This is a genomic window from Mycobacterium sp. (genome assembly GCF_035603715.1).
Taxonomy (GTDB): domain Bacteria; phylum Actinomycetota; class Actinomycetes; order Mycobacteriales; family Mycobacteriaceae; genus Mycobacterium.
This window is the reverse complement of record NZ_DATNJW010000534.1, coordinates 1-25,752: the sequence shown is the minus strand read 5'-3', so window position 1 is coordinate 25,752 and position 25,752 is coordinate 1. Positions and strand designations below refer to the sequence as shown.

At 65.5% G+C, this 25,752-nt stretch carries 20 protein-coding genes and 1 pseudogene; 10 read left to right on the top strand and 11 right to left on the bottom strand.

Annotated elements, in window-relative coordinates; genetic code table 11:
• From VN856_RS22210 to VN856_RS22190, 5 genes are all read left to right on the top strand, one after another.
• Positions 1-844 (top strand): SDR family oxidoreductase (locus tag VN856_RS22210; RefSeq protein WP_325693006.1); only part of this gene is annotated, 844 nt, incomplete at its 5' end.
• A gap of 53 nt (positions 845-897) precedes the next feature.
• Positions 898-4,404: a carboxylic acid reductase gene (car, locus tag VN856_RS22205; protein WP_325693003.1), complete on the top strand. Its 3,507-nt coding sequence runs from the start codon at positions 898-900 to the stop codon at positions 4,402-4,404.
• On the top strand, positions 4,401-5,561 hold the full coding sequence (locus tag VN856_RS22200; RefSeq protein WP_325693001.1) for an amidohydrolase family protein: 1,161 nt from the start codon (positions 4,401-4,403) through the stop codon (positions 5,559-5,561). Before car ends, VN856_RS22200 begins: the two co-directional genes overlap by 4 nt.
• A gap of 1 nt (position 5,562) precedes the next feature.
• Positions 5,563-6,792: a Xaa-Pro peptidase family protein gene (locus tag VN856_RS22195; protein WP_325692998.1), complete on the top strand. Its 1,230-nt coding sequence runs from the start codon at positions 5,563-5,565 to the stop codon at positions 6,790-6,792.
• Positions 6,782-7,903, top strand: coding sequence for a M24 family metallopeptidase (locus VN856_RS22190; RefSeq protein ID WP_325692996.1), 1,122 nt, complete (start codon positions 6,782-6,784; stop codon positions 7,901-7,903). The genes VN856_RS22195 and VN856_RS22190 overlap by 11 nt, the downstream gene beginning before the upstream one ends.
• On the opposite strand, the gene VN856_RS22185 is transcribed toward VN856_RS22190, so the two are convergent.
• The 7 genes from VN856_RS22185 to VN856_RS22155 form a co-directional block, all read right to left on the bottom strand.
• Positions 7,892-9,169: a hypothetical protein gene (locus tag VN856_RS22185; protein WP_325692993.1), complete on the bottom strand. Its 1,278-nt coding sequence runs from the start codon at positions 9,167-9,169 to the stop codon at positions 7,892-7,894. The genes VN856_RS22190 and VN856_RS22185 overlap by 12 nt on opposite strands.
• Positions 9,169-9,924, bottom strand: a complete 756-nt coding sequence (locus VN856_RS22180) for an SDR family NAD(P)-dependent oxidoreductase (RefSeq protein ID WP_325693013.1) — start codon at positions 9,922-9,924, stop codon at positions 9,169-9,171. Before VN856_RS22180 ends, VN856_RS22185 begins: the two co-directional genes overlap by 1 nt.
• A gap of 5 nt (positions 9,925-9,929) precedes the next feature.
• A complete protein-coding gene (locus VN856_RS22175) occupies positions 9,930-12,278 on the bottom strand; it encodes a CoA transferase (protein WP_325692991.1) in 2,349 nt (782 codons plus the stop codon).
• Between the two features lie 16 nt (positions 12,279-12,294).
• Positions 12,295-13,266 carry an enoyl-CoA hydratase/isomerase family protein gene (locus tag VN856_RS22170; protein ID WP_325692989.1) on the bottom strand — a complete coding sequence of 324 codons (972 nt, stop codon included), beginning with the start codon at positions 13,264-13,266 and terminating at the stop codon, positions 12,295-12,297.
• 26 nt (positions 13,267-13,292) lie between these two features.
• The gene (locus VN856_RS22165; protein WP_325693011.1) at positions 13,293-14,129 is read right to left on the bottom strand and encodes a mycofactocin-coupled SDR family oxidoreductase; all 837 of its coding nucleotides are present in this window, start codon (positions 14,127-14,129) and stop codon (positions 13,293-13,295) included.
• A complete protein-coding gene (locus VN856_RS22160) occupies positions 14,126-15,334 on the bottom strand; it encodes a cytochrome P450 (protein ID WP_325692986.1) in 1,209 nt (402 codons plus the stop codon). Before VN856_RS22160 ends, VN856_RS22165 begins: the two co-directional genes overlap by 4 nt.
• A gap of 203 nt (positions 15,335-15,537) precedes the next feature.
• On the bottom strand, positions 15,538-16,203 hold the full coding sequence (locus VN856_RS22155; protein ID WP_325693008.1) for a TetR/AcrR family transcriptional regulator: 666 nt from the start codon (positions 16,201-16,203) through the stop codon (positions 15,538-15,540).
• A gap of 142 nt (positions 16,204-16,345) precedes the next feature.
• Here VN856_RS22155 and VN856_RS22150 point away from each other — a divergent pair, with 142 nt between their 5' ends.
• Positions 16,346-16,903 (top strand): hypothetical protein, encoded by a 558-nt coding sequence (locus tag VN856_RS22150; protein WP_325692984.1) that lies wholly within the window; start codon positions 16,346-16,348, stop codon positions 16,901-16,903.
• Between the two features lie 3 nt (positions 16,904-16,906).
• On the opposite strand, the gene VN856_RS22145 is transcribed toward VN856_RS22150, so the two are convergent.
• Positions 16,907-17,653: a class I SAM-dependent methyltransferase gene (locus VN856_RS22145; protein WP_325692981.1), complete on the bottom strand. Its 747-nt coding sequence runs from the start codon at positions 17,651-17,653 to the stop codon at positions 16,907-16,909.
• A 90-nt stretch (positions 17,654-17,743) separates the two neighbouring features.
• Here VN856_RS22145 and VN856_RS22140 point away from each other — a divergent pair, with 90 nt between their 5' ends.
• The 3 genes from VN856_RS22140 to VN856_RS22130 are packed head-to-tail and all read left to right on the top strand — an operon-like array spanning position 17,744 to position 20,084.
• Entirely contained in the window at positions 17,744-18,742 is a 999-nt protein-coding gene (locus VN856_RS22140; RefSeq protein WP_325692979.1) for a GNAT family N-acetyltransferase, read from the top strand.
• 1 nt (position 18,743) lies between these two features.
• Positions 18,744-19,406: a DUF5642 family protein gene (locus VN856_RS22135; RefSeq protein WP_325692978.1), complete on the top strand. Its 663-nt coding sequence runs from the start codon at positions 18,744-18,746 to the stop codon at positions 19,404-19,406.
• Between the two features lie 24 nt (positions 19,407-19,430).
• A complete protein-coding gene (locus VN856_RS22130; protein WP_325692977.1) occupies positions 19,431-20,084 on the top strand; it encodes a DUF5642 family protein in 654 nt (217 codons plus the stop codon).
• Positions 20,085-20,087: 3 nt separating this feature from the next.
• On the opposite strand, the gene VN856_RS22125 is transcribed toward VN856_RS22130, so the two are convergent.
• From VN856_RS22125 to VN856_RS22115, 3 genes are all read right to left on the bottom strand, one after another.
• Positions 20,088-20,684: an alpha-ketoglutarate-dependent dioxygenase AlkB gene (locus VN856_RS22125; RefSeq protein ID WP_325692974.1), complete on the bottom strand. Its 597-nt coding sequence runs from the start codon at positions 20,682-20,684 to the stop codon at positions 20,088-20,090.
• Positions 20,685-20,714: 30 nt separating this feature from the next.
• Entirely contained in the window at positions 20,715-21,146 is a 432-nt protein-coding gene (gene soxR, locus VN856_RS22120) for a redox-sensitive transcriptional activator SoxR (protein WP_325692972.1), read from the bottom strand.
• Between the two features lie 388 nt (positions 21,147-21,534).
• A complete protein-coding gene (locus VN856_RS22115) occupies positions 21,535-23,088 on the bottom strand; it encodes a dolichyl-phosphate-mannose--protein mannosyltransferase (RefSeq protein WP_325692971.1) in 1,554 nt (517 codons plus the stop codon).
• A gap of 156 nt (positions 23,089-23,244) precedes the next feature.
• On the opposite strand from VN856_RS22115, the pseudogene VN856_RS22110 reads away from it, so the two are divergent.
• Positions 23,245-25,737: pseudogene (locus VN856_RS22110) on the top strand (BTAD domain-containing putative transcriptional regulator); the annotation flags it as partial.
• Positions 25,738-25,752 lie beyond the last annotated feature (15 nt).

Genomic DNA, 25,752 nt, shown 5'->3' with positions numbered 1-25,752 from the left:
CGCGACGGCGGGTGCCGATGTCGTGATGGCGATCCGCGACCGGGCCAAAGGAGAGGCGGCGATCAACAAGATCCGCGCCGACGTTCCCACCGCAAAAATGGCGATCAAACATCTCGACCTCTCGTCGCTGAGAAGTGTTGCGACCCTTGGGGAGGAGCTGGTCGCCGAAGGCCGGCCCATCGACGTGTTGATCAACAACGCAGGCGTGATGACGCCGCCCCGGCGGGAGCAGACCGAAGACGGATTCGAGCTGCAATTCGGCGCCAACCATCTCGGGCACTTCGCGTTGACTTCTCACCTGCTGCCGCTGCTGCGTGCCGCGCCGTCGGCGCGCGTTGTGACGGTGAGCAGCCTGGCCGCCAATCAGCGCAATGTCGACTTCGGCGACGCCAATGCCGAGCGCGGCTACAAACCCATGGGTTCCTATGGCATAGCCAAGCTTGCGCAGTTGATGTTCGCTGTCGAACTCGATCGTCGCAGCCGCGCCGGGGGCTGGGGTGTGCGGTCCAACGCCGCTCATCCGGGGCTGAGCAAGACCAATCTGCTCAGCGGGTCGTCGTACCGCGCCGGCCGACCGACCGTGGCGGCCCGACTGGCCCGTTGGTCGTGGAGGCTGATCCCGTTCATGTGGCTGGAGGTCGACGAGGGCATCAAACCGACGCTGTACGCCGCCGTGTCGCCGGATGCCGATGGCGGCGCCTACTACGGCCCGCGCGGATTGTACGAAACAGCCGGAGGCGGCGTCACTTTCGCTCACCTGCCCCGGTTGGCCCGAAGCCGCGACGACGTCGACCGGGTGTGGCGGCTCTCCGAACAGCTCACCGGCGTCACCTACCCGCCGTAACCCGTCCCCCGGCCACATCAATGAGGCCACATCACCAATAAGAAGGGATAGCCATGGCCTTCGTCGGACGCACTGACGTGAAAGACCCCGGTGCGGGGCAGCACCAGTGGGAAAGGCTGGCGCAGCGGCGCGAGCGACTGTACGCCGACGACGCGCAATTCAGCGCTGCCCGTCCGGACGACGCCATCGCCGAGTCGGTACGCCGGCCGGGACTGCGGATCGCCGAAGCCATGGCAACCGTGATGACCGGGTACAACAGCCGGCCCGCGTTGGGACAACGCGCCCGCGAAGTGGTGACCGACCCGGCCACCGGCCGTGCGTCGCTGCAGTTACTGCCGCGGTTCGAGACCGTCAGCTATGGCGAGCTGTGGTCGCGGATCCAGGCTATAGCTGCCGACTGGCACCAACATGACCAATACCCCTTGCGTCCCGGTGATTTCGTTTGTGTGCTGGGCTTCGCCAGCATCGACTACACCGCCGCCAAGCTGGCGTGCGTGCACCTCGGCGCGGTGGTGGTCCCGCTGCAAACCAGCGCTCCGGCGACACAGCACGCCCCGATCCTGTCCGAGACGCAACCGCGGATTCTGGCCGTCGGCATCGACTATCTCGCGACCGCCGTCGAGGCCGCGCTGGACGGCACCGCGCCACAGCGGCTGATGGTCTTCGATTACGAACCTCGCGACGACGGCCAGCAAGCGGCCTACGATGCCGCACGTGCCCGCCTGGCGGACAGCGGAAGTGCCGTGATCATCGAGACCATCAACGAGGTCGTCGAGCACGGAGCGGCGCTATCACCCGCCCCGCTGTTCGCCGCCGCGGACGGCGAGGACCCGCTGGCATGGGTGTTCTACACCTCCGGCACCACCGGGACGCCGAAGGGCGCGATGTTCACCGAAAGCCTGTGCATCGGAACCTGGCTCGCGCAGTCCGATCAGCCGGTGATCACCTTGAGCTACATGCCGATGAGCCACCTGATCGGATACGGCTACGTGATCATGACGCTGGCCAATGGCGGCACCAGCTACTTCGCCGGAAAGAGCGATCTGTCAACGCTGTTCGACGATCTGGCGATGGCGCGGCCCACCACGCTGAGTCTGGTGCCGCGGGTCTGCGAGATGTTCTTCCATCAGTACCTGAGCGAACTGGATCGGCGCACGATCGCGGGTGCCGATCCGGATCAGGCCGGCGACGAAATCACCACGGCCATGCGGGAACAGTTACTCGGCGGTCGGGTCTTGGCCGTGGGATGCGGGTCGGCCGCGATATCGCCGGAGATCAAGGATTTTATGGAAGTGGTGCTCGACCAGCACCTGATGATCGGGTATTCGTCGACCGAGATCGCGGGCGGCATGATCGTCGCCGACGAGCACGTGCTGCGCCCGCCAGTGGTCGACTACAAGCTGCTCGACGTTCCGGAGCTGGGCTACTTCAACACCGACACACCCCACCCGCGCGGCGAGTTGGCGGTGAAGTCATCACGGTTCATGGCGGGCTACTACAAGCGACCCGACCTGACCGCCCGGATGTTCGACGACGACGGCTATTACAAGACCGGCGACATCATGGCCGAAGTCGGAACGGATCAGCTGCGGTTCGTCGACCGGCGCAACAACGTCATCAAGCTCTCGCAGGGCGAATTCGTCGCCGTCGCGCGACTGGAAGCGCTGTATGTCAAGAGTCCGTTGGTCCGGCAGGTGTACATCTACGGCAGCAGCGAGCGGTCCTTTTTGCTGGCGGTGGTCGTGCCGACCGACGACGTCGCGGTAGCGGACCGCTCTGCGATCGCGGAGTCGCTGGCTCAGGTCGCCCGCGATCACCACCTCAACGGCTACGAGATCCCGCGCGACTTCCTGCTGGAGAGTGAGCCGTTCAGTCTGGAGAACGGTCTGCTGTCGGGCGTCGGAAAGTTCCTGCGGCCCAAGCTCAAAGACCGCTACGGCCCCGCGCTGGAGCAGCTCTACGCCAAAATGGCCGACGACCAGATCAGCGAGCTGCGGGCGCTGCGTGCCGGCGGCGCTGATCAGCCGGTGCTGGCGACCGTGGTGCGCGCCGTGCAGGCCACCCTCGGTTTATCGGCCGGCAACATCGACCCGCAGGCCCGATTTGTCGACATGGGCGGGGATTCGCTTTCCGCGCTGAGCTTCTCGCGCCTGCTCGCCGACATCTTCGGCGTCGAGGTACCTGTCGGTGTGATGGTCGATCCGACCGGCGACCTGCTCGCCGTCGCCAAACACATCGAGCGGCATCGGGATTCGGCTGTGCTGCAGCCGACGTTCGTGTCGGTGCACGGCGCACACAGCACCGAGGTACGTGCCGACGACCTGACTCTGGAGAAATTCATCCCCGCGGATCTGCTGATGGCCGCTGCGGCGTTACAGCGGCCCAGCGGTGAGGTGCGGACAGTGTTGCTGACCGGTGCGACCGGGTTCCTCGGCCGATTCCTCGGCCTGGAATGGCTGCAGCGGCTCGCCGACTCGGGCGGCACGTTGATCTGCCTCGCGCGAGGCGCGGACGCCGGACAGGCACGGGCGCGCATCGAAGCGGCCCTGGCCTCCGATACCGAGCTGCTCGAGCGATTCCGGACACTGGCCGACGGCCACCTCGAAGTGCTCGACGGTGACATCGGCGAGCCCCACCTCGGTCTGGACGGATCGACCTGGCAACGGCTGGCCGAGACCGTCGACCTGGTCGTGCACCCGGCCGCCCACGTCAATCATCTGCTGCCGTACCGCCAATTGTTCGGCCCGAATGTCGTTGGTACCGCGGAGGTTATCCGCCTGGCCATCACGACCAAACTCAAGGTGGTTCATTACATCTCCACGATGGGCGTGACGGCGGCCGCAGATCACATCGTCGACGAGGAGACCGACATCCGCCGCTCGATACCAGCCTGCACGATCAGCGACGGCTACGCGAATGGCTACACGATCAGCAAGTGGGCCGGCGAGGTCCTGATGCGCCGGGTGCATGACCTGTGCGCGCTGCCCGCCGCGGTCTTCCGACCCGGCATGATCCTGGCCGACAGCCGCTACGCAGGCCAGCTCAACGCGCCCGACATCTTCACCCGGTTGCTGTTCAGCCTGGTTACCACCGGCATCGCGCCCCGTTCGTTCTACCGGGGCGGCGACCGCCCGCACTACGACGGACTACCGGTCGATTTCCTGGCCGAGGCGATCGCCGCGGTGGGGCCGCATACCGGCAGCGAATTTGCCACCTACAACACCAGCAACCCGCATGACGACGGGATCTCGCTGGACACCTTCGTCGACTGGATCGCCGAAGCGGGTTACCCCATCCAGCGCGTCGACGACTACGCCGACTGGGTGTCTCGATTCGAGACGGCCATGCGTGGGCTGCCCGAAGGTCAGCGGCAACGTTCGGTGCTGGCGGTGATGGACATCTATCGCCAGCCGGTCGAAGCGATGGCCGGCTCACCGGTGCCGGGCGCGCATTTTGACGCTGCCGTCGAGAAATCTCGACTATCGATACCCCACGTGTCCAAAGAGTTAATCTGCAAATACCTGACGGATCTGAAACTGATTGGTGCGCTGGAAAAATGACCCAAGCCAATGTGCTCTACCCACCCGGCGGCTTCGGCGCGCCGAAAAACCGGCACGGCCAGGCTCACGGAAACGCCGGCCTTCCCGCAGGCACCGAGGTGTTCTCCGCCGACACCCACATCTCGTTGGCGGCCGACATCTTCTACGAGCGCCTGCCCGACGACCTCAAAGACAGTGCACCACGGATTTGGTACGAGGACGGGGCCTACCAGATCGGTCACCAGGGGCAGTCGTTCCTGCCCGAGGTCTTCAGCGCGGTGCTGATGCAGTACGACGATCTGGCCGGGGCGGCCACCAACAACATCGAAGCGCGGATACGCGAACTGCGTGAGGACGGCGTGGACCGGGAACTCGCCTTCCCCAACGCGCTGCTCGCTATGTTCGGCTTCCCAGACAAGCCGATGCGCGAACGCGTTTTCCGTATCTACAACGAGTACATCGCCGATCTGCAGGAGCGCTCCAACGGTCACTTCTTCGGCGTGGGCCTGATCAACTGGTGGGATCGAAAAGGCGCCGATCGCACCCTGGCCGAGCTGAAATCGCTTGGCCTCAAGACATTTCTGTTGCCGCTCAACCCGGGCAACGGCGACGACGGCATTATGATGGACTACGCGTGCAGCGCGATGGGACCGGTCTGGGATGCGATCGAGGAATCCGGACTGCCGGTGACGCACCACATCGGTGAAACTCCGCCGAAGGCGCCTTGCGAGGTCAACAACGTCGCGGTCGCGATGATGGTGAACATCGACGGATTTCGGGAGATGTTCTCCAAGTACATCTTTGGCGGCATCCTCGACCGTCATCCGAGCTTGCGAATCGGCTGGTTCGAAGGTGGCATCGCCTGGATTCCACCGGCGCTGCAAGACGCCGAGCACGTGCTGGCGTCCTATCAGCACATGCTGGATCACCCGCTGGAGCACGACATTCAGTACTACTGGGACACCCACATGAGTGCCTCGTTCATCGTCGACCCGCTCGGCCTGAGGCTGATTGAGCAGATCGGCGTCGACAAGGTGATGTGGTCGTCGGATTACCCGCACAACGAGAGCAGCTTCGGCTACTCGGAGAAATCGCTGGCCGCCGTCGTCGAAGCCGTCGGGCCGGACAACGCCGCCCGCATCGTCAGCGGCAACATCAAGAAGTTCCTGGGTGTCTGAGATGACGGCTTCGTCCAGCGTGCAGAGCTTCGTCATCCCCGAGGAGCCTGACCGGGCGCGGATGCACCGCGACACCAGCTCGCGCCTTCGGGCCGCGATGGCCGAGCAGGGCGTCGACGCGTTGATCCTGTTGATGAACGACAACGTGGTGTATGCCACCGGTGCGAGCTGGCCGGTGCTGGACGCCGGCCTGTCGCACGTCGAGCGTCCCGTGGCGATCGTGCTGGCCGACGACGAGCACCCACACCTGTTCATCCCGTTCCGGGAGGGCGCCGCGTCGGAATCGCAGGTGCCCGCGGACCATCTGCACGATCCGCTGTATCTCGAATTAGACGAGGGCGTCGAGCAATTCGCGCGCGTGATCAGCGAATTGGTTCCCCGTGGTGCCAGTGTCGCGGTCGACGAGATGACCGGCGCGATGCGGCGCGCCGCCGATCGGATCTTCCCGGGCGGCCCACCCTCGGAGGCCGCGGAGGTGGTTGGCGCAGCGAACCTGGTGAAGACACCGGACCAGATTGCCTGTCTGCGCAAGGCCAGTCGCATCACCGAACGGGCGATGGTCGATGTGCAACAACAGCTGGCACCCGGTGTGCGGCAGACCGATCTGTCGGCCAAGCTGGTGCGCCGCGCCTTCGAATTGGGCGCCACGGCCAACATGCTGGAGGCGATCTGGCAGGTGATGCCGCCGTCCCGCGCCGAGGGAGTATGGACGACGCATGGTGACCTGGCGTTGCCGCTGCTGACCAACGAACGTGAACTGGCCAAGGGCGATGTGTTGTGGACCGATGTCAGCATCAGCTACGCCGGATACTGCTCGGACTTCGGGCGCACCTGGGTGGTCGGCGACGCACCGTCCGCGCGCCAGCAGGCCCAGTACGAGCAGTGGCAGCACATCCTGGACGCGGTGCTCAGCGTGACCAAAGCCGGTGCGACGTCAGGTGATCTCGCGCGGGCGGCGATCGCCGCCAACGGCGGAACCAAGCCGTGGCTTCCACACTTCTACCTCGGACACGGCATCGGCATCTATCCCGCCGAGCCACCCATGATCGGCACCGATCTGGGTGAGGAGTTCGACGACAACTTCGTCTTCCCGGTCGGGATGGCGCTGGTGCTGGAGCCGGTGGTGTGGGAAGACGGCACCGGCGGCTACCGAAGTGAGGAGATCGTGGTGATCACCGAAGAAGGCTGTGTCCGGATTACCGACTACCCCTATACGCCCTATGGCAACTGAGGTTTCGCCCGACGGCCGGGACCTACGGTTCGGCCGTCGGCAACGGGCGCTGGCGCAGATGGAAGCCCACGACATCGACGTCCTGGTATTGGGCCGCCAGGCCAATGTCCGCTACGTGACCGGGGCGCCGCAGTTGTGGATCGGCGGAACCCGGCCGTTCGGTCCGGTCTGCGTGATGCTGCGCGGCACCGGCGAGATCTACCTGATGAGCACGGATGACGAGGGGGTCCCCGAGGAGATCGGCCGCGACCGGCTCTACGGTCTGGCCTGGAATCCGATGACGCTGATCGAGGTGCTGACGAACATCGACGGGGCGTCGACCGCCCGCCGCGTCGGAACCGATGCGATCACACCGACGTTCGCCAAGCTGCTGCCGATGGCATTTCCGAATGCTGAGTTCGTCGACGGCGAACTGCCGATGCGAACCGCGCGCCGGATCAAGACGGCCGACGAGCTTGCGGCGATGTCCACCGCGGTGCGGGTCGCCGAAGCGGGGATCGGCGCAGCCGTCGCGGAGTTACGGCCCGGCCTGACCGAACAGACGCTGGCCGGTGCGGTTTTGGAGGCGATGGCCGCGGGCGGGGTGAGCACACCGGCCACCCAGGACGCCGCATGGGTGACGTCGCGGGAACACCCGTGGCGGCGGGCGCACAGCGACGGCGAGGTGCGGTCCGGCGACTTGATCGCGTTCGGCGCGGGTGCGCTGGCCGACGGATACGTCGCGGAGGTCAGCCGCACCTGGCCGGTCGGAGACGCCACCAACGATGCGACCGGCAAGCTGTATCAGCGTTCGAATGAGCTGTGGGACAGGCTGATTGCTGCTTGCCGGGCCGGGGCTCGCGCCGCCGATCTGCTCGCTGCCTACGACGAGGCCGGCGAGCCGGCGCCGCCGATGGCAGTCGCGCACGGACTGGGGCTCGGCTTCGATCCGCCGGTGATCTCGCGGCAACTTCCGGCCACCGCCGACGCCGAGCGGCTGGATCCGGGAATGGTGCTCGCGCTCACCGGCTACGTGTGGCAGGAAGGCCTCGGCGGCGTGCTTCGCCGCGACACCGTCCTCATCACCGACGACGGGCCCGACGTGCTGACCGCCAGTCCGTCATGGCAATAGGATCCTGTCGAGACGCTCGCCGAATCGCTGTGTCTCCCACAAGTTCAGCGCATTGGTCAGCATCTGCAACGGTGCACGGACGCCCTCGTCGTCTTTGATGCGGGGGTCTTTCCTGGTCATGCTGTGCGCGGCGTCACCGAACCGCGACCGGATCAGTGCGGGTATGTCGAGCAGCCAGGCGACCGTCATGACCCCGACGTAGAGCATGAGCTGGTTGCGCAGCTCGGTCACGCTGAGATCCGGCCCCCCGCAGGCGTGTATCTCGGAGACGAACAGGCGCAGCAACTCATCGAGGTGCCGATCCCACAGGTCGGTCTCGGCGCCCGACATCGCGCCCCACAACGCCATGGCGGCGTTCATCTGGCCCGCGCAGCCCCAGTCCAGCAAGCCGCAGCGCAGGACGTTGTCGCTGTCGCGCCAAAACCAGGCGTTGTCGACGTTGGCGTTCCAGTGACAGAGCGCGATGTAGTCCGCGTGCTCGGCCAGATAGCTCCATACCGCCGCCTCGTTGGCCAGGAAGCGGGGCGCGTCATGGCGAAGGTGCGAAATGAACTGCTGCGAACGGACGTTCGCGGGCAGCAGCCCGGGGCTCGTTTCCACGAAGTCGGCGAGCTGGCCCAGTCGACGATCCAGCTTCTCAGGGCTGATCGGTGCCCGTTCACCGACCTGTGCTGTCTGCATGTCAACCGGGAACTGATCGCCGGCAGGTACGCGCCCGGACCGGTGGCCGCCGACTAGCCGGCCCAGCGCCGACACGAGAGCACGGTAGTGGTCCACAGGTTCGGGCATCTCGTAGTCGAGACACTTGTGGTACTGACGCTCGATACCGTTGGCCCCAAGCTGGATTCGCTCCGCGATCAGCAATCCGGTGCCCGTGTCGCGGTGGTAGTCGGCGAATTGAGTGGCCGGAACGGTGATCGGAAAACCCGGTTCGCGTGACAGCGAGGCGAATAGGACTTCCGATTCCATCTGCGTCTTCCCGCGATCGCGGATCGGATCGTCGAAATCGCGGGAGAACTTTACGAACAAGTCGGTGTGGGCGCCGGGCGTGTCGTACTCGACGGTCAAAAGCAGCTTGCGGCCGGTGCTTCCACCGGGGACTTCGTCGAGTTGGCTGATCCGCGTGACGGCATTACCAGCGTCCAGCGCACCCGAGATGCGGAACGCCTCGGTGAGAAACGCTGCGCCACCGGAATGCAACGCTGCGGGATCGGCGGGGATCGGCAGGCCGAAGTGGTCGCCGATCACCCATCGTTCCGCAGACATCACCAGGTCTGTTCGGCGGCGCGAACCAGCATGTGGTTGACAGCTACGCGGCGGTTGCGGGTGACGACGTACAACACCGCGTCGGCGATGTCCTCGGACGCCAGCTTGACCATGTCCGCGGTCTGCCGATCGAACGCGGCACGGGCTCCGTCGGACAGGTGGTCGCTGATCTCGGTGTCGACAGTGCCGGGGCCCACCACGGCGACCCGCACCCGCTTGCCGATCAGTTCCTGACGGATACCCTCGCTGAACGCATTCACGCCGAACTTGGTCAGCGAATACACAGCGGTGCCCGGTCGGGCGACCCAACCGGCGGTCGAACTGATGGTGACCAGATCGGCGACGCCGCGCGGCGAGTCGGCGGCAGCGTCGATCAGGTGGGGGATCGCGGCGCGGGTCACGTATAAGACGCCCTGGATGTTGACTCGCACCAAGTCGTCCCAGTCCTGCAGTGGCGCTTCGGCGGCCGGCGACATCCGCATCAGCCCCGCGTTGTTCACCACGGTGTCCAGCCGCCCCAACTCGTCGACGGTGCGCTGCACCGCGGCGGCCACCTGGTCGGCATCGGTCACATCGGTGGGCACCGATAGCGCCGTGCCGCCGGCCGAGTCGATGTCGGCTTTGAGTTGATCGAGACGATCGGCGCGCCGCGCGAGCAGCGCGACGGCCGCGCCCTGCTCGGCCAGTGCCCGCGCGGTCGCGGCGCCGATGCCGCTGCTGGCGCCGGTCACCAGCGCCACGGTGCCGGCCAACATTGTGGTCAAGTTCCCTCCATCGCGTGAGCGCGCAAGATCTCGTCACGAACATAGTCGTTGTGCTCGCCGAGATCGGGTGCACCGCGTGCGATCTCGGCCTCCACGACCGACATCCGCCATGGCGCTGCTAGGACCGGCCGTTGGCCCTCGCGGTGGTCGCTGACAAAACGGTACAGCTCACGGTCCCACAGCAGCTGATCACTGATGATGTCCAGAGCCGTCGCGCATTTGGCGGCCGGCACACCGGCCGCCCTGAGTCGCTGCGCCAGCTGCACCGCATCGTGGTTTCGGGCGAGCTGCGCGATGTCGACGTCGAGCGGGTCGGTGTGCTCGAGTCGATCCGCCAACGTGGCATAGCGTGGGTCGTCGACCAGCCCGATGGCATCGAGCTCGTGACACAGCTGGAGCCATTGAGTTTCGTCGTCCACCGCAATGCTGATCCAGTCGCCGCCGACGCACGGATAGCAGTTGTGCGGGGCCATGCCGGCGTGCCGGTTGCCGTCGGGCAGCAACTGCGCTCCGGTGAGTTCCTGGGCGAGCAGGCAGTCGCCGATCATCGACGACAGGGTCTCCACCGCCGACACGTCGACGAATTGGCCTTCACCGGTCAGTTCGCGGTGCAGCAACGCCACGACGGCGGCGAACGCGGCGGCGGCACCGACGGTGGAATCGCCGTAACGCATGCTGGTACCCAGCGGCGGCCCGCCGGGATAACCCACCAGTGAAGCGACCCCGGCCAACGCCGCGAAGCACGGCGCGTAGCCGGTTTGGTAACCAAACGGCCCGTCGTTGCCCCACATCTTGATCGACACCGAAATTATGTCTTGCTTAACGCCTTTCAGCTGGTCGTAGCCGAGGCCCATCCGTTCCATCGCGCCGGGCCGCAGGTTGTTGATGACAATGTCGCTGCGGGCGATCAGCTCGCGGAGCCGTGCGATGTCGGTCACGGACTTGAGGTCCAACTCCACGCTGAGCACTTCGGGGTTGATGCTGAGAAAAAACGGAGCGTGGTTGATGTCGGTGCCGCCGTACGCGCGCATCTCGTCAGGGTGAGTCGAGCTTTCCACCTTGATCACTTCGGCGCCCAGGAACGCCAGCAGCTTGCCGGCGTATGGACCGGCCCACACCTTGGTGAGCTCGACGACCCGAACGCCTTCCAGCGGGCCACCGCGGGACACCTTGGGCGGCTTGAGTTGTGGTGATTTGACCACCGGTGTCGCGCGTGGCATCTCGACGCTGCGACGGATTTCGTCGGTGTGTTCACCCAGGGCGGGTGCCGCGCTGACGATGCGCGCGGGTGATGCGCTCAACAGGTAGGGGACACCGGGGTAAACCGCGCCCCCCAGTACGGGATGAGTGACGTCGTGGAAAAAGCCGCGGTGGCGGTACTGGGGTGAGGTTTTCAGATCGGCAGCGCTTGTGACGGGCACCAGCGGGACTCCCAGCCGCTGGGCCTCTTCGGATGCCGCGTCCTTGCCGAGTTCGCGGACCCATGCGGCGAATCCGTGGTGAAATCTCGCCACCTTTTCCGGAGTGACCGAGAACTCGAGCCAGTCGTCCTCGAACTCGTTGAGCCAGTCCGGTTGGCCCATCAATATTTTCAGCCCGGCCCAGTGATTACCGCTGGTCATGTAGAGGTAGACGAATCCGTCCGCGCAGGCGAAAAAGGAGGCGGGGCCTTGCTGGTCGTAGTCGTCGCGGGTGTTCTCCGGCGTGACCTCGCCGGTGATGAACCTGCCCAGCACACAGTCGGCGCGCGACGCCAAGACGGCGTGCGCTGACACGTCGATGAACTGACCGGCTCCGGTGTGCAGCTGCCAGAACAGCGACGAGGCGACACACAGGGCCGCGTCGAGTCCTGCTTCGTAGTCGGCTAAGAAGCGCCCGGGTCCTTTCAGTGGCGGTTTGGCCGGGTCGGCATGGCTGGGGGTGTGAAGACCCCAACCGCTGGCGTGAAAGACGTTGAAGCTCTTGGCGTTGTGCAGCTCCGGCGGCGCCTGTATGCCGTACGGGGTGACCGAGCAGAACACCACGTTCGGGTGACGGGTGGCGAGTTCGCTGACCGGCAGCTCGCCGACGACGGCGTCGGCGGTCGCGATGATCCGATGCAAGAGCTCAGTCTCCTCGACGTCCAGCTGGACCGAACGCTTGTTGGTGTTCAGGTAGGCGAACACCGCACTGCGCTCCGGTCCACCGCCATCGCCGACGAGCGGTGCCATCGCCCGGGTGGGGCTACCACCCGGGCGTTCGATTTTGATCACCTCGGCGCCGAAGTCGGCGAGAAGCTTCCCGCAGTATTCTCCGGCAACCGATTCGGCCAGCTCGACGATCCTGATACCAGTCAGCGCCGACATGCCATACCTCGAGACGTCAGGGCTTGGCGCGCCCCGAGCGGCTCAGGCGCCACTCCGGCGGGAAGTTGAGGTCGTTGTCCTTCACGACGTTGTTGAGGCCCTTCTCGAATGTGCCACCGGTGAGGTCAACATCGTTCTGCGCGTCGTTCTGGATCATCGGCAGCATGCCCTCGACCATGCCGGTGAGCAGGCTGCCGAAGTACTCGCCCTTGTGCTGCTTGTACAGCTCGAGGAAGGTCTTCTGCACCGCGACGGTGTCGGTCGGGCGAGACCGCGAACACGCCAGCGCGTACTTTTCGGTCTCGGCCTCCAGCTTGTCGCGCGGCACCACGCTGTTGACGAAGCCGCAGTCGTACATCTCCTTCGCGCTGAAAGGCCGTCCGGTGAAGAGCATTTCGGAGAACTTGCGCAGCCCCATCGTCTCGGCCCACCACCACAGCCGCGGTCCCCAGCCGACGTAGCGGAAAGCCGGGTGCCCGAACAGGGCGTCGTCGGACGAGATCACCAGGTCGGCGTCGCCGGCCTGGTAGAAGTGCCAGCCATAGCAGTAGCCCTTGGCCTCGATAATGCTGATCTTCCGAAGCTCCTGCAGCGGACGGTTTCCGGCGCGGGCTTTGGCGTAGAAGTCGGTGACCGTAGACAGGTAGCGGTACGATCCCCCAGGCGGGTACTTGACGTCGTCGTCGTTGATCGCCAGCTCGTGGTGCAGCGGCAGGCCCGGGTTCTCCAGCATCGGCCGCTGCTCGGGAAGATCACCGCCACTACCGAAATCATCGCCCTCGCCGCGAATCACGACGACCTTGACGTCGTCGTCGACGTTGCACTTGTGGATCAGGTCGGCGTAGTTCTGCCGCATGCCCAGGCTAGTGGCGTTCTGGGCCTCGGGGCGGTCAAAGGTGATGTAGGCGATCCGGTTCTTCTTGTCCTTCTCGAACTTGATGTACTGTTCGGCTTCTTTCTTCAGCTTTTCGTAGTCGTACTCGACCATGAGTCATCTCCAATGTTGGTTGTTGATTATTTGAGTAAGCTGCCCGCGTCCACGGGAAGCGAAACGCCTGTGATGTAACGAGATTCGTCAGAGGCGAGGAACAACACGGCGTTGCTGATATCGATCGGATCGACCCAGGGGACCGGCAGTGTGTGCATCATCTGGGAGATCGGGGCGAAGTCGTCCGGACCGGGATTCTCCAGGTCCGGACGGAACAGATGGTAGGTTTGCTCGTTCATCAACATCGTGGTGCTGACCTGGGTAGGCAGCACCGCATTGACCCGAATCATGTGCTGCCCGAGTTCCACGGCGAAGGTGCGCATCAGGCCGATGACGCCGTGCTTGGCGGCGATGTAGTGGCCGGTATTCGGATAGGCCTTCCGGCCGCCCACCGAGCTGGTGAGCACGATGGACCCACCGCGTCCGCCCGAAAGCACATGTGGCACCCCAGCTTTGACCGTGTGCCAGACGCCGGTGAGGTTGATGTCGATCATGTCTTGCCAGACGTTTTCCCGGATCTTGTGCAGCATTCTGCCGTCGGTGCCGACACCGGCGTTGGCGACGATGATGTCGAGACGGCCGAGCTGTTCGACACCACTGTCCACCGCGGCCTTGCACGCTTCGTAGTCCCGCACGTCGACTTGGGCGGTCACGATGCGCCGGCCGGCACCCTTGACCAAATCCACTGTCTCGTCCAGGTCTTCAGGCGTTGCATGCGGGTAGCTGAGGTTGTCGATCGGCCCGCACACGTCGATGGCGATGATGTCGGCGCCCTCTTCAGCCAGCCGGACGGCGTGACTGCGGCCCTGCCCGCGGGCTGCCCCACTGACGAACGCGACCTTGCCCTCGACGCGACCGGTCATGGTGTCGAGGCCGGCATCGATTCCCATCCCCGCACCGTCGATGTCGGGCTGAGTTTGGCGTTCGACAGGTCGACCTCCCATTCCGGGAAGCGTTTGAGGATCTCTTCGATGGCGATTCGTCCTTCGAGTCGCGCCAGCGCCGAGCCCAGACAGAAGTGGGTGCCGACGCTGAAGGCCAGGTGTTGCCGGGGCGTCCGGTGGATGTTGAATTCTTCACTGTCCGGACCGAATTGGCGTGGGTCGCGGCAGGCAGCGCCGATGAGCATCATCATCACGGCGCCCTCCGGCACGGTGTGGCCGTGAAAACCGATGTCACGGGTCACGTAGCGCGCCGCGTGCGGGGCCGGCGGTTCGAAGCGTAAGAGTTCCTCGATGGCCTGCGGTATCAGCTGAGGGTTCTCGGCCAGCTCGCGGCGCTGGTCGGGGTGTTCGGCGAGAACCTTTCCGGCCCAACCAATCAGCCGGGTGGTGGTCTCGTTTCCTGCGCCCGCGACGACATTGAGATAGATCAGCAGTTCGTCGCGGGTCAGCCGGCGGGTGGTCCCTGTCTCGTCGACGAATTCAACGTTGAGCAGCTCGGTCATGATGTCATCGGAGGGATTGGTGGCTCGCCAATCGATGTATGCGGCAAAGATTTCCCCGGTGGCCATGCCGCGTTCGTGGTTCATCGGCTTGCCGGCTTCGGTACGCATCTGCGCGTTGGTCTGGTCGCGGATGAATTCTTGGTCGTCCTCGGGGATGCCGAGCAGCATGCTGATGACCTTCATGGGCATCTGCGCGCCGAGGTCGGCGACGAAGTCGATGTGTCCCGTTCCGATCAGCGGATCCAGCGACTGCGCGCAGAAGTCGCGGATCTGCGACTCCAGCGCCGCGATCTTGCGCGGGGTGAACATCCGGGCCAGCAGCTTGCGGTGAATGTCGTGGATCGGCGGGTCTTCCATGATGAGCAGGCCGGGCGGGATGTCGAGGTTAGCCTTGATCAACTCGAGGATGATGCCGCGCGCCGAACTGAATGTGCCGTGATCGACGAGTCCCTTGTCCACATCGGCGAACCGGCTCAGCGCATAGAAATCGTGCTGAGTGTTGTAGTACAGCGGCGCCTCTTCGCGTAACCGCGCGAATGTCGGATATGGGTCGGCGTTGACGTCGACATCGTAGGGGTCGTAGTGGACGTCCTGGACGTCCAAGTCGGTGCTGATCGTCACGAAATCTTGCCTTTCGCCACAACTTCGGCGATCCGGATGGGCCGCATGCCGGATCGTTGTCGCCAGTGTGTCAGCGTCCGAGGCGGTTCGGGCGATTTGTACCTTTCGCTTAACGCCAACCGCGCTCGCGCGCTTACCCGCGACGGGCTAACTCTATTGCCGTAGAGAATCATATGGGCCCTTATTGGGCAAGAGCTGACGATCTATTTCGAACGCGGTTCTAACCCCGTGCCGGCCTGGGTGAGTCGCCCCCGCTGGTCGCTGCGCAGGACGCCGGTGACGATGGCCGACAGGACGCCGTCGAGCTGCTCGGGGCTGTCGATGATCCGGTCGCCGTGAGCGAGTCGCAGAAGGAGGCCGTTGATGAAGGTCAGGGTGATGTTGGTCAGGTCATCGACGACGGCGGGATCCAGCTCGGCCCCGTGCGGCAGGAGTTGGACACAGATGTCGTGGTGCAGCTTGGTGAAGGCCTGGGTGGCGCGCTCCAATATTGCCGCCATTGCCGGATCGCGGGTCGCCTGCATGGTCAGCTCATAACGCGCTTTCGTGCGCGTCAGCTGCGGTTCTTCCCCGGTTTGGATGACCACCTTGGCCAGCGTGGACGCCGACGCCCCGGCTTCGATGCCCGCGCTGTCGGCAACCGCCTGCAGCGTCGCCAAGTCGAGTTCGACCATGCGCTCGGCGACCGCGTGCAGCAACGCCGAGCGGGTGCGGAAGTAGAACGAGGTGGTGCCATCGGGGACACCGGCGCGGCCGTCGACCTTCAGATGGCTCAGGCCCTTTGCGCCGTCGTCGGCGAGCAGCTGTATCGCCGCGTCGCATAGTTCACGGCGGCGTTGGTCGGGATTGGGCTTGCGTCGGTTTGGTATCCCGGCAGTGTAGCGGCGGTTCACCCGCGATTTGGATGTCAAAGCAGATCCTGGCGACGAGCTCGGCTTTCGTTCGCGTCCACGCTACTCTATATTCGTAGTGTCAGCAGAGAATTGTGCAATACCGTCGAACGGACAACACGTGGCCGCTCCCGCCAGCCCGCTCCAGCAACTGCATCGTCCGATTCCACTCCCGCGCGCATCGTCGCCGCGCTCGGACCTCGACGATTTCGGCCGCTACCGATTTCAGGTGGTAGCTGCCAGCATCGCCGACGCGGTGATGTCGATTGGTGGCCTGATCTTCGACCGGGCGATGGCGGGGTGGGATGTCAGGGTCGTGGTCGATGGCGGTTCTGACCGTGACATTGACGACCGGCCGATCCGGATCCTGGGCGGCAGAGTCGCCAAACGGTTGGAGAGTCTTGTCGGGCCGCGCGCCCGGCCGCACATGTTTGCGGTCGCCACCGACGTGATGGTCAAAAGCGAAGCCGTCCGACGGCAGGTACTTGCCGCGGGCAACGGTAAAGAGGCCGAGGTGCTGCTCTGGGGCCGCCACCACCCGACCAATCTGAACAGCAGGTTCGTCGCCGCCCGGCACCGGCCGAGTGCGGCTGCCCACGTGTTCAAATCGCAGGCACTGGCCGCTGGCGGCGCGCTGGTCAGCCGGCATGCCGACGAGGGCTTCTATTCGTTGGCCTGAGCGTCACGCGGGCTTACGCGCGGTGACGAACTGCAAGAAGCGCTGGATCTGCTGCTCGATGTTGACCAGGCCCGACGAGGCGAACAGGTCGATGAACGCCCCGCGATCGAACATGCGCAGCCCGATCGCCTTGGTGACCGCGTGCGTCGCGTATCGGACCGGCGGTATCGGATGTGCGTGGCTGGTCAGAATCGCCAGCCGGCCGCCGGGCCGCAGGACCCGCACCATTTCGTGGGCCACCTGAAACGGCTCCGGCATCAGATAGAGCGCACCGAAACAGCAGACGGCGTCGAAGGTTTCATCCCCAAACGGCAGTGTTCCCGCGTCACCGCGGACGTAGCAGGTACGCGGCCCGCTGTTGTCCAGCACGGCGCGGGTCAGCATCGGCACGGAGATGTCGAATCCGACCGCGAGGCTGTCCGCCGGCAGCTGTTGCGCCAGCTTCCCGGTGAAATTGCCCGGGCCACAAGCGATATCAAGCAACCTGTGGGTGCCTGACAAATCCAGGGCGTCAGCCGCGCGGCGTTGCTCGCTGCCCGTGGTGACACCGCTGGCGACATAAAACGCCACCGGTCGCCACAGCCGTTCGTACACCGTGGCGACCAGCGGGCTGTTCATCGCCTGCTGCGCCACCGTCGGGGTTTCGCTGGCGACCGACTCGCCGAGTACGTCGAGGAAGCCGTGCCGCAGGCTCGCCTCGCGATCGAGCAAATGACGCGTCGTCTCCAGCGGATTCTCGGCGCTGCCCATCCTATGAGTCTGCCGGGGCAGATGTCCTTGCTGCAACACGCTCAAAGCCCCTAGCCTTGGCATTATCTCGGAGACGGCGACAGGGGCGGCATGGTGACCGAACTGACCGCGCTGCGCGCCGATGAACTCACCGCACTGGACATCTTCAAGGGGTGTCCCGCCGAGGACTTGATGCCGCTGGCGGCCAGCCTGCAGCCGCTACAGGCCGCTGCGGGTCAGCTCCTGATGAAGCAGGGCGAGCAGGCGGTGTCTTTCCTGCTCATCGCATCGGGCACGGCCGAGATCAAGCACGTCGCCGATGACGACGTGGTGACCGTTGAACACGTGTCGGCCGGCGCGATCGTCGGCGAGATCGCGCTGCTGCGCGATATCCCGCGGACGGCGACGGTGACCACCACCGAGCTGCTGACCGGTTGGATCGGGGACAGCGACGCGTTCGCGCGACTGGTGCACATTCCCGGGATCATGAGCCGGTTGGTGCGTACCGTGCGACAGCGGCTGGCGGCCTTTCTCACGCCGATTCCGGTCCGCATTCGCGACGGCACCGAACTGCTATTGCGTCCGGTGCTGCCCGGCGACAGTGAGCGGACGTTGCAGGGCCACGTCTGGTTCTCCAGCGAGACGTTGTATCGACGATTCATGTCGGCGCGGGTGCCCAGCCCGGCGCTGATGGACTATCTGGCCGAGGTCGATTACGTCGATCACTTCGTCTGGGTGATGACCGATCAGGACGGCAATCCGGTGGCCGACGCACGCTTCGTGCGCGACGACCACCATCCGGAGGTGGCCGAGGTCGCGTTCACCGTCGCGGACGCCTATCAAGGTCGCGGGATCGGATCCTTTTTGATCGACGCTCTCTCCGTTGCGGCCCGCGTCGCCGGAATCGAGAAGTTCTCCGGCCGCATGCTCGCCGACAACGTGGCGATGCGCACGATCATGGACCACTACGGCGCGTTCTGGGAGCGCGACGACATCGGAGTGGTCACCACCGTCGTCGACGTGCCCGATCTGGACGATCTCTCGTTGAGTCGCGACATGGTCGCTGAAATCAAACACGCTGCGCGTCAAGTGATTCGGGCCGTCAGTTAGCATGCGGTTGTGGGCAGCCGCGATCGTCGTCCCGCTGCTCTCCGCGTGCGCCCACCCGAGCCAACACGCGCCGGCGCCCTCGGGCGGCGCGGCGGCACGCCACGTCGATCCGGCGAACATCAGGCGGGTGCGGCGTGACATACCGCCCGGCTACGAGGTGACCACGGTGACGGATGTGACTGCCCCGCCGGGCATTTGGGGTCTCGGCGGCGCCGGTGTCGCGACCCCGCCGCGCTGCGCTGCACTGGCCGACCCGGCCGGCGGTCACGGGCAATCCCCGCAAGGCATTTCGGGATCCGGTCCCGGCGGCACCGTGTACGCGGTGGTGCTCGCAGCGCCTACCGGTCCGTTGGTGCTGGATCAGTCCCTGGTCGCCCAGTGCCGGCAGTGGAGCATGACCGGGCGGCGTGCCAGCGCGCGTGTCCATCTGGTCGATGCGCCCCGTATCGATGGCGCTGAAACCTTGGGCATGGCCGCCGAAATCGTGACATCGGTCGAAGGCGGCAATGAAATCGGTTCGCGGGCAAGCACGTTCACCGCCTATTTGGGCAACTACTATGCGTTCACCACGCTGGTCAGTGACCCCGGCTCGCCAGCTGCCGCGCTGACACCCCAGTTCGCGTCCGACTTGCTGGTGAAAACGGTATCTGCCTTACGCGGCTGAGGGCGGTGCGTTAGATTGGCGCGAATGATGCGGATTGCGGTAGCCATCGGAAGTGTCTGCCTGTTGGCGGCCTGCTCCCATCCCTCTGAGGCGCCGCCCGCAGCCGATATCACGAAGATCGCGCAGGTGAAGTCCGACTTCGGGCCCGGCTACAAGGTCAAGGAGACGGCGAAAAGCGGCATCGACCCCAAGGTGCTTTCGACGCACAAGCTTCCGCCGGGTCTGACCTTCGATCCGCCCGATTGCGCGTCGTTCGTGGTCGGCGAGGACATGCCGGCCGGCCTGCAGGGAAACATGGCCGCGGTGGCCGCCGAAGGGGCTGGCGGCCGTTTCATCACGATCGCCATGCAGACGTCTCAACCTGTGCCCTTCAAGGAGCCCGGGCACAACTGCAGGAAGGTGGCATTTCAGGGCGGTCGGGTGCGCGGTCTGATCGAGGTCGTCGACGTGCCGCAGATCGACGGAGCGCAGACCCTTGGCGTGCACCGGGTGTTGCAGACCGTGGTGCAGGGCAAGCCGCGTAGCGGCGAGCTGTACAACTACTCTGCACATTTCGGCGACTATCAGGTGATCGTCACCGCGAACCCAGTCGTGGTGCAGGGCCAGCCCGCCAAGCCCGTTGACACCAAGCAGGCCCGCGATCTGCTCGTCAAATCGGTCGCCGCGATCCGCAGCTGAGGTCTACCGGACATCCCTCGGCCGGAACTGAATGCTGATCCGCGTCCCGGTACTCGCCGATGCCTTCGGTACCGAGTGCTCCCAGGTTCGCTGACATGAGCCACCCATCACCAACAGATCGCCGTGCGCCTGCGGCAACCGCAACGACGGCCCGCCTCCGCGGGGCCGCAGTGCGAAGGTGCGGGTGGTGCCGAGGCTGACGATCGCCACCATGGTGTCCTGGGTGCTGCTGCGGCCGATCGTGTCGCCGTGCCACGCCACGCTGTCGGATCCGTCGCGATACCAGCACAGGCCGATTGTGGTGAACGGCTCGCCGAGTTCCCCGGCGTAGATGTCGTTGAGCCGCCGCCGAATCCGGGCCAGCTGTGGATGCGGTGCATCCTCGACGGTGAGGTCGTGGAAGCTCACCAGGCGCGGCACATCCAGCACCCGGTCATACATCTGGCGGCGCTCGGCGCGCCACGGAATCGCCTCCAGCAGTTCGCCGACCAATTCGTCGGCAGCGGTCAACCATCCTGAGCGGATATCGATCCAGGCTCCGCTACCCAGCGATCGGCGCTCGTTGCACTCGAACAACGACTCCTGAACCGTGATCGCCACGGCCGCGATTCTATCGCACAATTGTTCGATCTACAGGCGGACGGCTCCGGGTCCTTGCGCGCTGAGCACGTCATCGGGATTGAACAGCGCACAAGCGCGCAGGCTCAGGCAGCCGCAGCCGATGCACTCGGCGAGGTTGTCCCGTAGCCGCTGCAGATGCACGATCCGATCATCGAGGTCGGAGCGCCAACCGGCGGACAGCCGCGCCCAGTCGCGACTGTTCGGCACCCGGCCGACGGGCAGCGTGGCGAGCGCGTCGCGAACGCGGGCCAGCGGAATGCCGAGCCGCTGAGACATTTTGATGAACGCGACCCGCCGCAGGGTGTCGCGGCTGTAGCGGCGTTGGTTTCCCGACGTCCGCCTGCTGGTGATCAGCCCCTGCCGCTCATAGAAATGCAGGGCCGAGATCGCCACGCCGGCCCGACTGGCGAGCTCACCGGGGAGCAACTCCTGGGCGTCCACAACCTCAACGATACTTCGGGTAGGGCTCCGCGTTGACCTGGTCGTCGCGCGCCGCTAGGTCACCGACACGCCCGGGGTAGGGCACCAAACCATAACGATGCGGCGACCAACCTGTCGTCGCGGCGCGGATCCTGTCACTGTCGTGGGTGTGACAATTGATGTTGACGACGGTATTGCACAAGCCGCCGAGCTATATACGGACAAACGGCCCTACCGCTGTGCGCGGGGGCACTGGCTGCTGCCGGGACACATGATCGTCAGAGTCGTGCCATGCGGTTGCAGACGAGGTCGACACACCTCGTGGGAATGCGAATGCGGCGACATGACCTACGCGCCGGCGCTCAAAGAGGCGTGCACCCTGTCATAGGCCGTTCTCGACGCGAAATGGCTAACGCCAACTGGGTAGCCAGATCTCCATGTTCCAGGTGTTCTGGGAGATCGGCTGACCGGTGAGCACCGGGAACAGCCACGCGAAGTTCGTCAAAACCAGTGCGACATAACAGGAAACGGCGATGAGCCCCAGCGTGCGACGCTCGGCGCCCTGCCCGGGTTTGTAGAGGATGTCGCCGAGGATCAACGCAATCGCCATCGCCAAAAACGGCGACATGGTGGCCGCATAGAAAAAGTACATCTGGCGGTCGATGTCGGCGAACCACGGAAGCCAGCCTGCGCAATAGCCGACCAGTACGGCGGCGTAGCGCCAGTCGCGACGCACTATCATCCGCCAGCAGGCGTAGAAGAGCACCGGCACCGAAATCCACCACATCGCCGGCGTGCCAACCAACATCACCGCTTTGACACACGATTGCGCGCCGCAGCCGGGAACGTTCTGTTGATCGATGGCGTAGAGCACTGGGCGCAGCGACATCGGCCACGCCCAGGGCTTGGATTCCCACGGATGGTAGTTGCCCGCCGCATTCGTCAGACCGGCGTGGAATTCATAGGCCTTGGCGGTGTAATGCCAGAGCGAGCGGATCGCATCGGGCAGTGGGAAATTCGTCTGCGACCCGATCGACTGGCCGACCTCGTGTCGGTCGATGGCAGTCTCGGACGCGAACCACGGCGCGTAACTGGCCAGATACACCCCGAATGGAATGAGCAACAGCGCGTAGGCCGTTGGGATCAGATCGCGACGGATGACTCCCAGCCACGGTCGCAGCACCCGATACTGCCGGCGCGCCGCCACGTCGAACGCCAGCGACATCATCCCGAAGAAGGCCACGAAATACAGCCCGGACCACTTGGTCCCACAAGCTAATCCGAGCAGGATCCCGGCGCCGAACCGCCACCACCGCACACCCAGCCGCGGTCCCCACACCGTCTCGGCGATGCGGCCTTCGGCGAACGCGACATGCATGCGCTCACGCACCTGGTCCCGGTCGACGATCAGCGCGCCGAACGCGGCGAGCACCAGGAACGCCAGGAAACCGTCGAGCAGCGCGGTGCGTGCCACCACGAAGCTGACCCCATCGGCGATCAGCAGCATTCCGGCGATCGCGCCGACCAGTGTCGAACGGCTGATGCGACGCACGATCCGGACGACCAGCGCCACCATCAGGACGCCGAGGAAGGCGCCGGTGAAGCGCCAGCCCAGGCCGTTGTAACCGAAGATGGCCTCGCCGACCGCGATCAGCTCCTTGCCGACCGGCGGATGGACGACGAGGCCGTAGCCGGGGTTGTCCTCCACCCCGTGGTTGTGCAGCATCTGCCAGGCCTGCGGCGCGTAGTGCTTCTCGTCAAAAATCGGCGTGCCGGCGTCGGTGGGCGACCCCAGGTTCACCATTCTGGTCACGGCCGCCAGCGCGGTGACGACGCCGGTCACCACCCAGCCCTCGAGCCGGTCGACGGGGCCGAAGTCGGGCGCCGGTTCCAGCGGTCCCGGGCTGATCACCGGCACTGCGTCCTCGTCGGCGACGAGTTCATCGGGCGCGGTCAGAGTCATCGCGTCGATCGTAAGCTGTGGGCCACGGCATCCCGGTAAACAGCCTGTCGTGGAGGCCGGCCAGGGTCGGCGGGATTTGGCGTCGAGTTTTACTGGATCTTGACCGCGTGTTGAATCGCCTCACCGACGATCAATGACATGAGTACGCTTCAAGCCGTGGAGCTGGGGGTTTTGGGACCTCTCCAGGTTCGGCGGGACGGCGCGCCGGTGATGATTCCGGGCGCTAAGCCGCGCGCCATCCTCACCATGCTCGGCCTGCACGGCGGTTCGGTCGTGTCGGCCGACACTCTGATTGAGCTGCTCTGGGGCGATGATCCCCCCCGCACCGCCGCGAAGGCCTTGCAGACCCACATCTCCTTGTTACGACGCACCTTGGGCGACGGCTTTGTTTTGACGGCGGGAACGGGTTGGACTCTGGCCGAGAGCGGGGTTGATGCCGCGCGTTATAAATCGGCCGCTCGCCTTGGACGCGATGCCGCTGCCGCCGGAGACACCAGCCAAGCGGTGTCCCGCTTCGAAGAGGCGCTCGCCCTCTGGCGCGGAATTCCCGAATTGCCCGACGGTCGGCGGGGGACGTCGGAAAAGACTCGATGGATCGAGGGTCATGCCGCGCTGGTGGAGGACCGGGCCGACGCACTGCTGGTGACGGGCCGGGCCGCGGAGATCGTCGGCGAGCTCGAGGCCGCGGTGGCCGATGCGCCGCTACGCGAAAGGCGTTGGGGTCAGTTGATGCTCGCGCTCTACCGCGCCGGCCGACAGGGTGACGCCCTCGGCGCGTATCAACGGGCACGGGCGCTGCTCGCCGACGAGCTGGGCGTCGACCCGGGACCGGATCTTCGCCGACTCGAGGCGGCGATCGTCGGACAGGACACTGCGCTCGAAATCCCCGCTGCACAGGATCTTCCGTCGGTGACGCGCACAGTGACCTTCCTGCTGACCGACATCGAGGGATCCACGGCTGCCTGGGAGGCCGACGCCGATGCCATGGCGGTGGCGCTTGCGCGTCATGACGAGCTCGTTGAACAGGTCGTCACGTCCCGCGGCGGTCGGCTGATCAAAACACGCGGCGAGGGCGATGCCACCTTCTCGGTCTTCGAGCGGGCCTCGGCGGCTGCAGCCGCCGCAATCGAGCTGCAAGACGGAATCTTCCACGAACCGTGGAACCTCCAAGACCCAATGCGAATCCGCGTTGCACTGCATACGGGCGAAGTCGAACTGCGCGACGGCGACTACTTCGGCCGCGCGGTCAACCGCGCTGCACGCCTGCGGTCGCTGGCGATAGGCGGCCAGATCCTGTGCTCTGGTGCGATCGCCGAGCTCGTCGTTGACTCGCTGCCCGACGACGTCGTGCTCGCCGACCTAGGAATGCGGCAGCTCCGCAACCTAGCCCGCCCCGAGCACGTATTTGAGCTGCGGATGGAAACTGCGAGTGATCTGCCCCAGACACGGGTCGATGATGAGCCCCTTGAGCGACCCGGGCTCCCCGCGGTGCTGACCGCCCCCGGGCCGTTCGTGGGGCGCGGCCGTGAGCTCGAAGGGCTGGTGTCGGGCTGGCAGACCGCGCTGGCGGGCGGCACACATGCGGTGCTGATTGCCGGCGAACCAGGAGTAGGCAAGACACGCTTGGCCGGCGAGTGGTCCCGGCAGGCTCATCAGTTAGAAGCGATCGTGCTCTACGGCCGCTGCGACGAAGATCTCGGCGCGCCCTACCAGCCCTTTGCCGAGGCGCTACGTTCGCTCGTGCCATGCCTCGGCACCAGCCGGCTCCGCGGGATGCGCGGCGTCGAAGCGTTGCTTACCTTGATTCCCGGGCTGACCGAAATTCTTCCCGACCTGGCCGCGCCGACCCGTGCCGACCCGGAAACCGAACGCTACGCACTGTTCGACGCCGTCGTCGCACTGTTGGAAGTCGCCTCCGCCGGTGCGCCCGTCGTGCTGATCCTCGACGACCTGCACTGGGCGGCCAAGCCCACGCTGCTCTTGTTGCGGCATCTGCTGCGCTTCGGCGATCGCGCGCGGGTGCAGATCGTCGGCACCTACCGCAGCACGGACCTCGACCGTTCCCATCCCTTGGCGGCGATGCTCGCCGACCTGCACCGCGGTGCTGGTTCTGGCACCGCCAACCGCATTCACCTCAGCGGCCTGGGCGAAGAGGACGTGACCGCATATGTGACCGAGGCCGGTTACCACGACGAAGAACTCGCCCGAGCGTTGGCGTCGGTCACCGGGGGCAACCCGTTCTTCCTCATCGAGGCGCTGCGCCATGTGGACGAGACCGGCGGCGTGTGGGATCCGACGACCTTGCCGCAAGGGGTCCGAGAAACCGTGAGCCGCCGTCTTTCCCGGCTTCCGGCGGAGACGAACACAGCTCTCGCCGCGGCCGCGGTCGTCGGTAGCCGGTTCGCCCTGGACCTCGTGGAGAAGGTGGTCGAGCAGGATCTGGTTGACGCGTTCGATGAGGCGTGCAAGGCCGGCATTGTCATCGAAGAGCCGGAAGGCCGTTACCGGTTCAACCACGCCATCGTCCGGCAATCGCTGCTTGCCGAGCTGCCGTCTGTGCGGCGCCAGCGGCTTCACCAGCGCATCGCCACGACGCTGGAGAACCAGCCCGGCGCCGACGACGAGCTGCTTGCTGAACTGGCTCACCATTAATTCGAATGTGCT

Excerpts from the sequence above, each read along its gene's own strand:
- VN856_RS22185 (WP_325692993.1), bottom strand. The coding sequence starts at position 9,169 with ATGTCTGCGGAACGATGGGTGATCGGCGACCACTTCGGCCTGCCGATC.
- VN856_RS22180 (WP_325693013.1), bottom strand. The coding sequence starts at position 9,924 with ATGTTGGCCGGCACCGTGGCGCTGGTGACCGGCGCCAGCAGCGGCATC.
- VN856_RS22165 (WP_325693011.1), bottom strand. The coding sequence starts at position 14,129 with ATGACCGGTCGCGTCGAGGGCAAGGTCGCGTTCGTCAGTGGGGCAGCC.
- VN856_RS22135 (WP_325692978.1), top strand. The coding sequence starts at position 18,744 with ATGCGGTTGTGGGCAGCCGCGATCGTCGTCCCGCTGCTCTCCGCGTGC.
- VN856_RS22190 (WP_325692996.1), top strand. The coding sequence starts at position 6,782 with ATGGCAACTGAGGTTTCGCCCGACGGCCGGGACCTACGGTTCGGCCGT.
- car (WP_325693003.1), top strand. The coding sequence starts at position 898 with ATGGCCTTCGTCGGACGCACTGACGTGAAAGACCCCGGTGCGGGGCAG.
- VN856_RS22170 (WP_325692989.1), bottom strand. The coding sequence starts at position 13,266 with ATGGTCGAGTACGACTACGAAAAGCTGAAGAAAGAAGCCGAACAGTAC.
- VN856_RS22200 (WP_325693001.1), top strand. The coding sequence starts at position 4,401 with ATGACCCAAGCCAATGTGCTCTACCCACCCGGCGGCTTCGGCGCGCCG.
- VN856_RS22130 (WP_325692977.1), top strand. The coding sequence starts at position 19,431 with ATGATGCGGATTGCGGTAGCCATCGGAAGTGTCTGCCTGTTGGCGGCC.
- VN856_RS22115 (WP_325692971.1), bottom strand. The coding sequence starts at position 23,088 with ATGACTCTGACCGCGCCCGATGAACTCGTCGCCGACGAGGACGCAGTG.
- VN856_RS22145 (WP_325692981.1), bottom strand. The coding sequence starts at position 17,653 with ATGGGCAGCGCCGAGAATCCGCTGGAGACGACGCGTCATTTGCTCGAT.
- VN856_RS22140 (WP_325692979.1), top strand. The coding sequence starts at position 17,744 with ATGGTGACCGAACTGACCGCGCTGCGCGCCGATGAACTCACCGCACTG.
- VN856_RS22195 (WP_325692998.1), top strand. The coding sequence starts at position 5,563 with ATGACGGCTTCGTCCAGCGTGCAGAGCTTCGTCATCCCCGAGGAGCCT.
- VN856_RS22175 (WP_325692991.1), bottom strand. The coding sequence starts at position 12,278 with ATGTCGGCGCTGACTGGTATCAGGATCGTCGAGCTGGCCGAATCGGTT.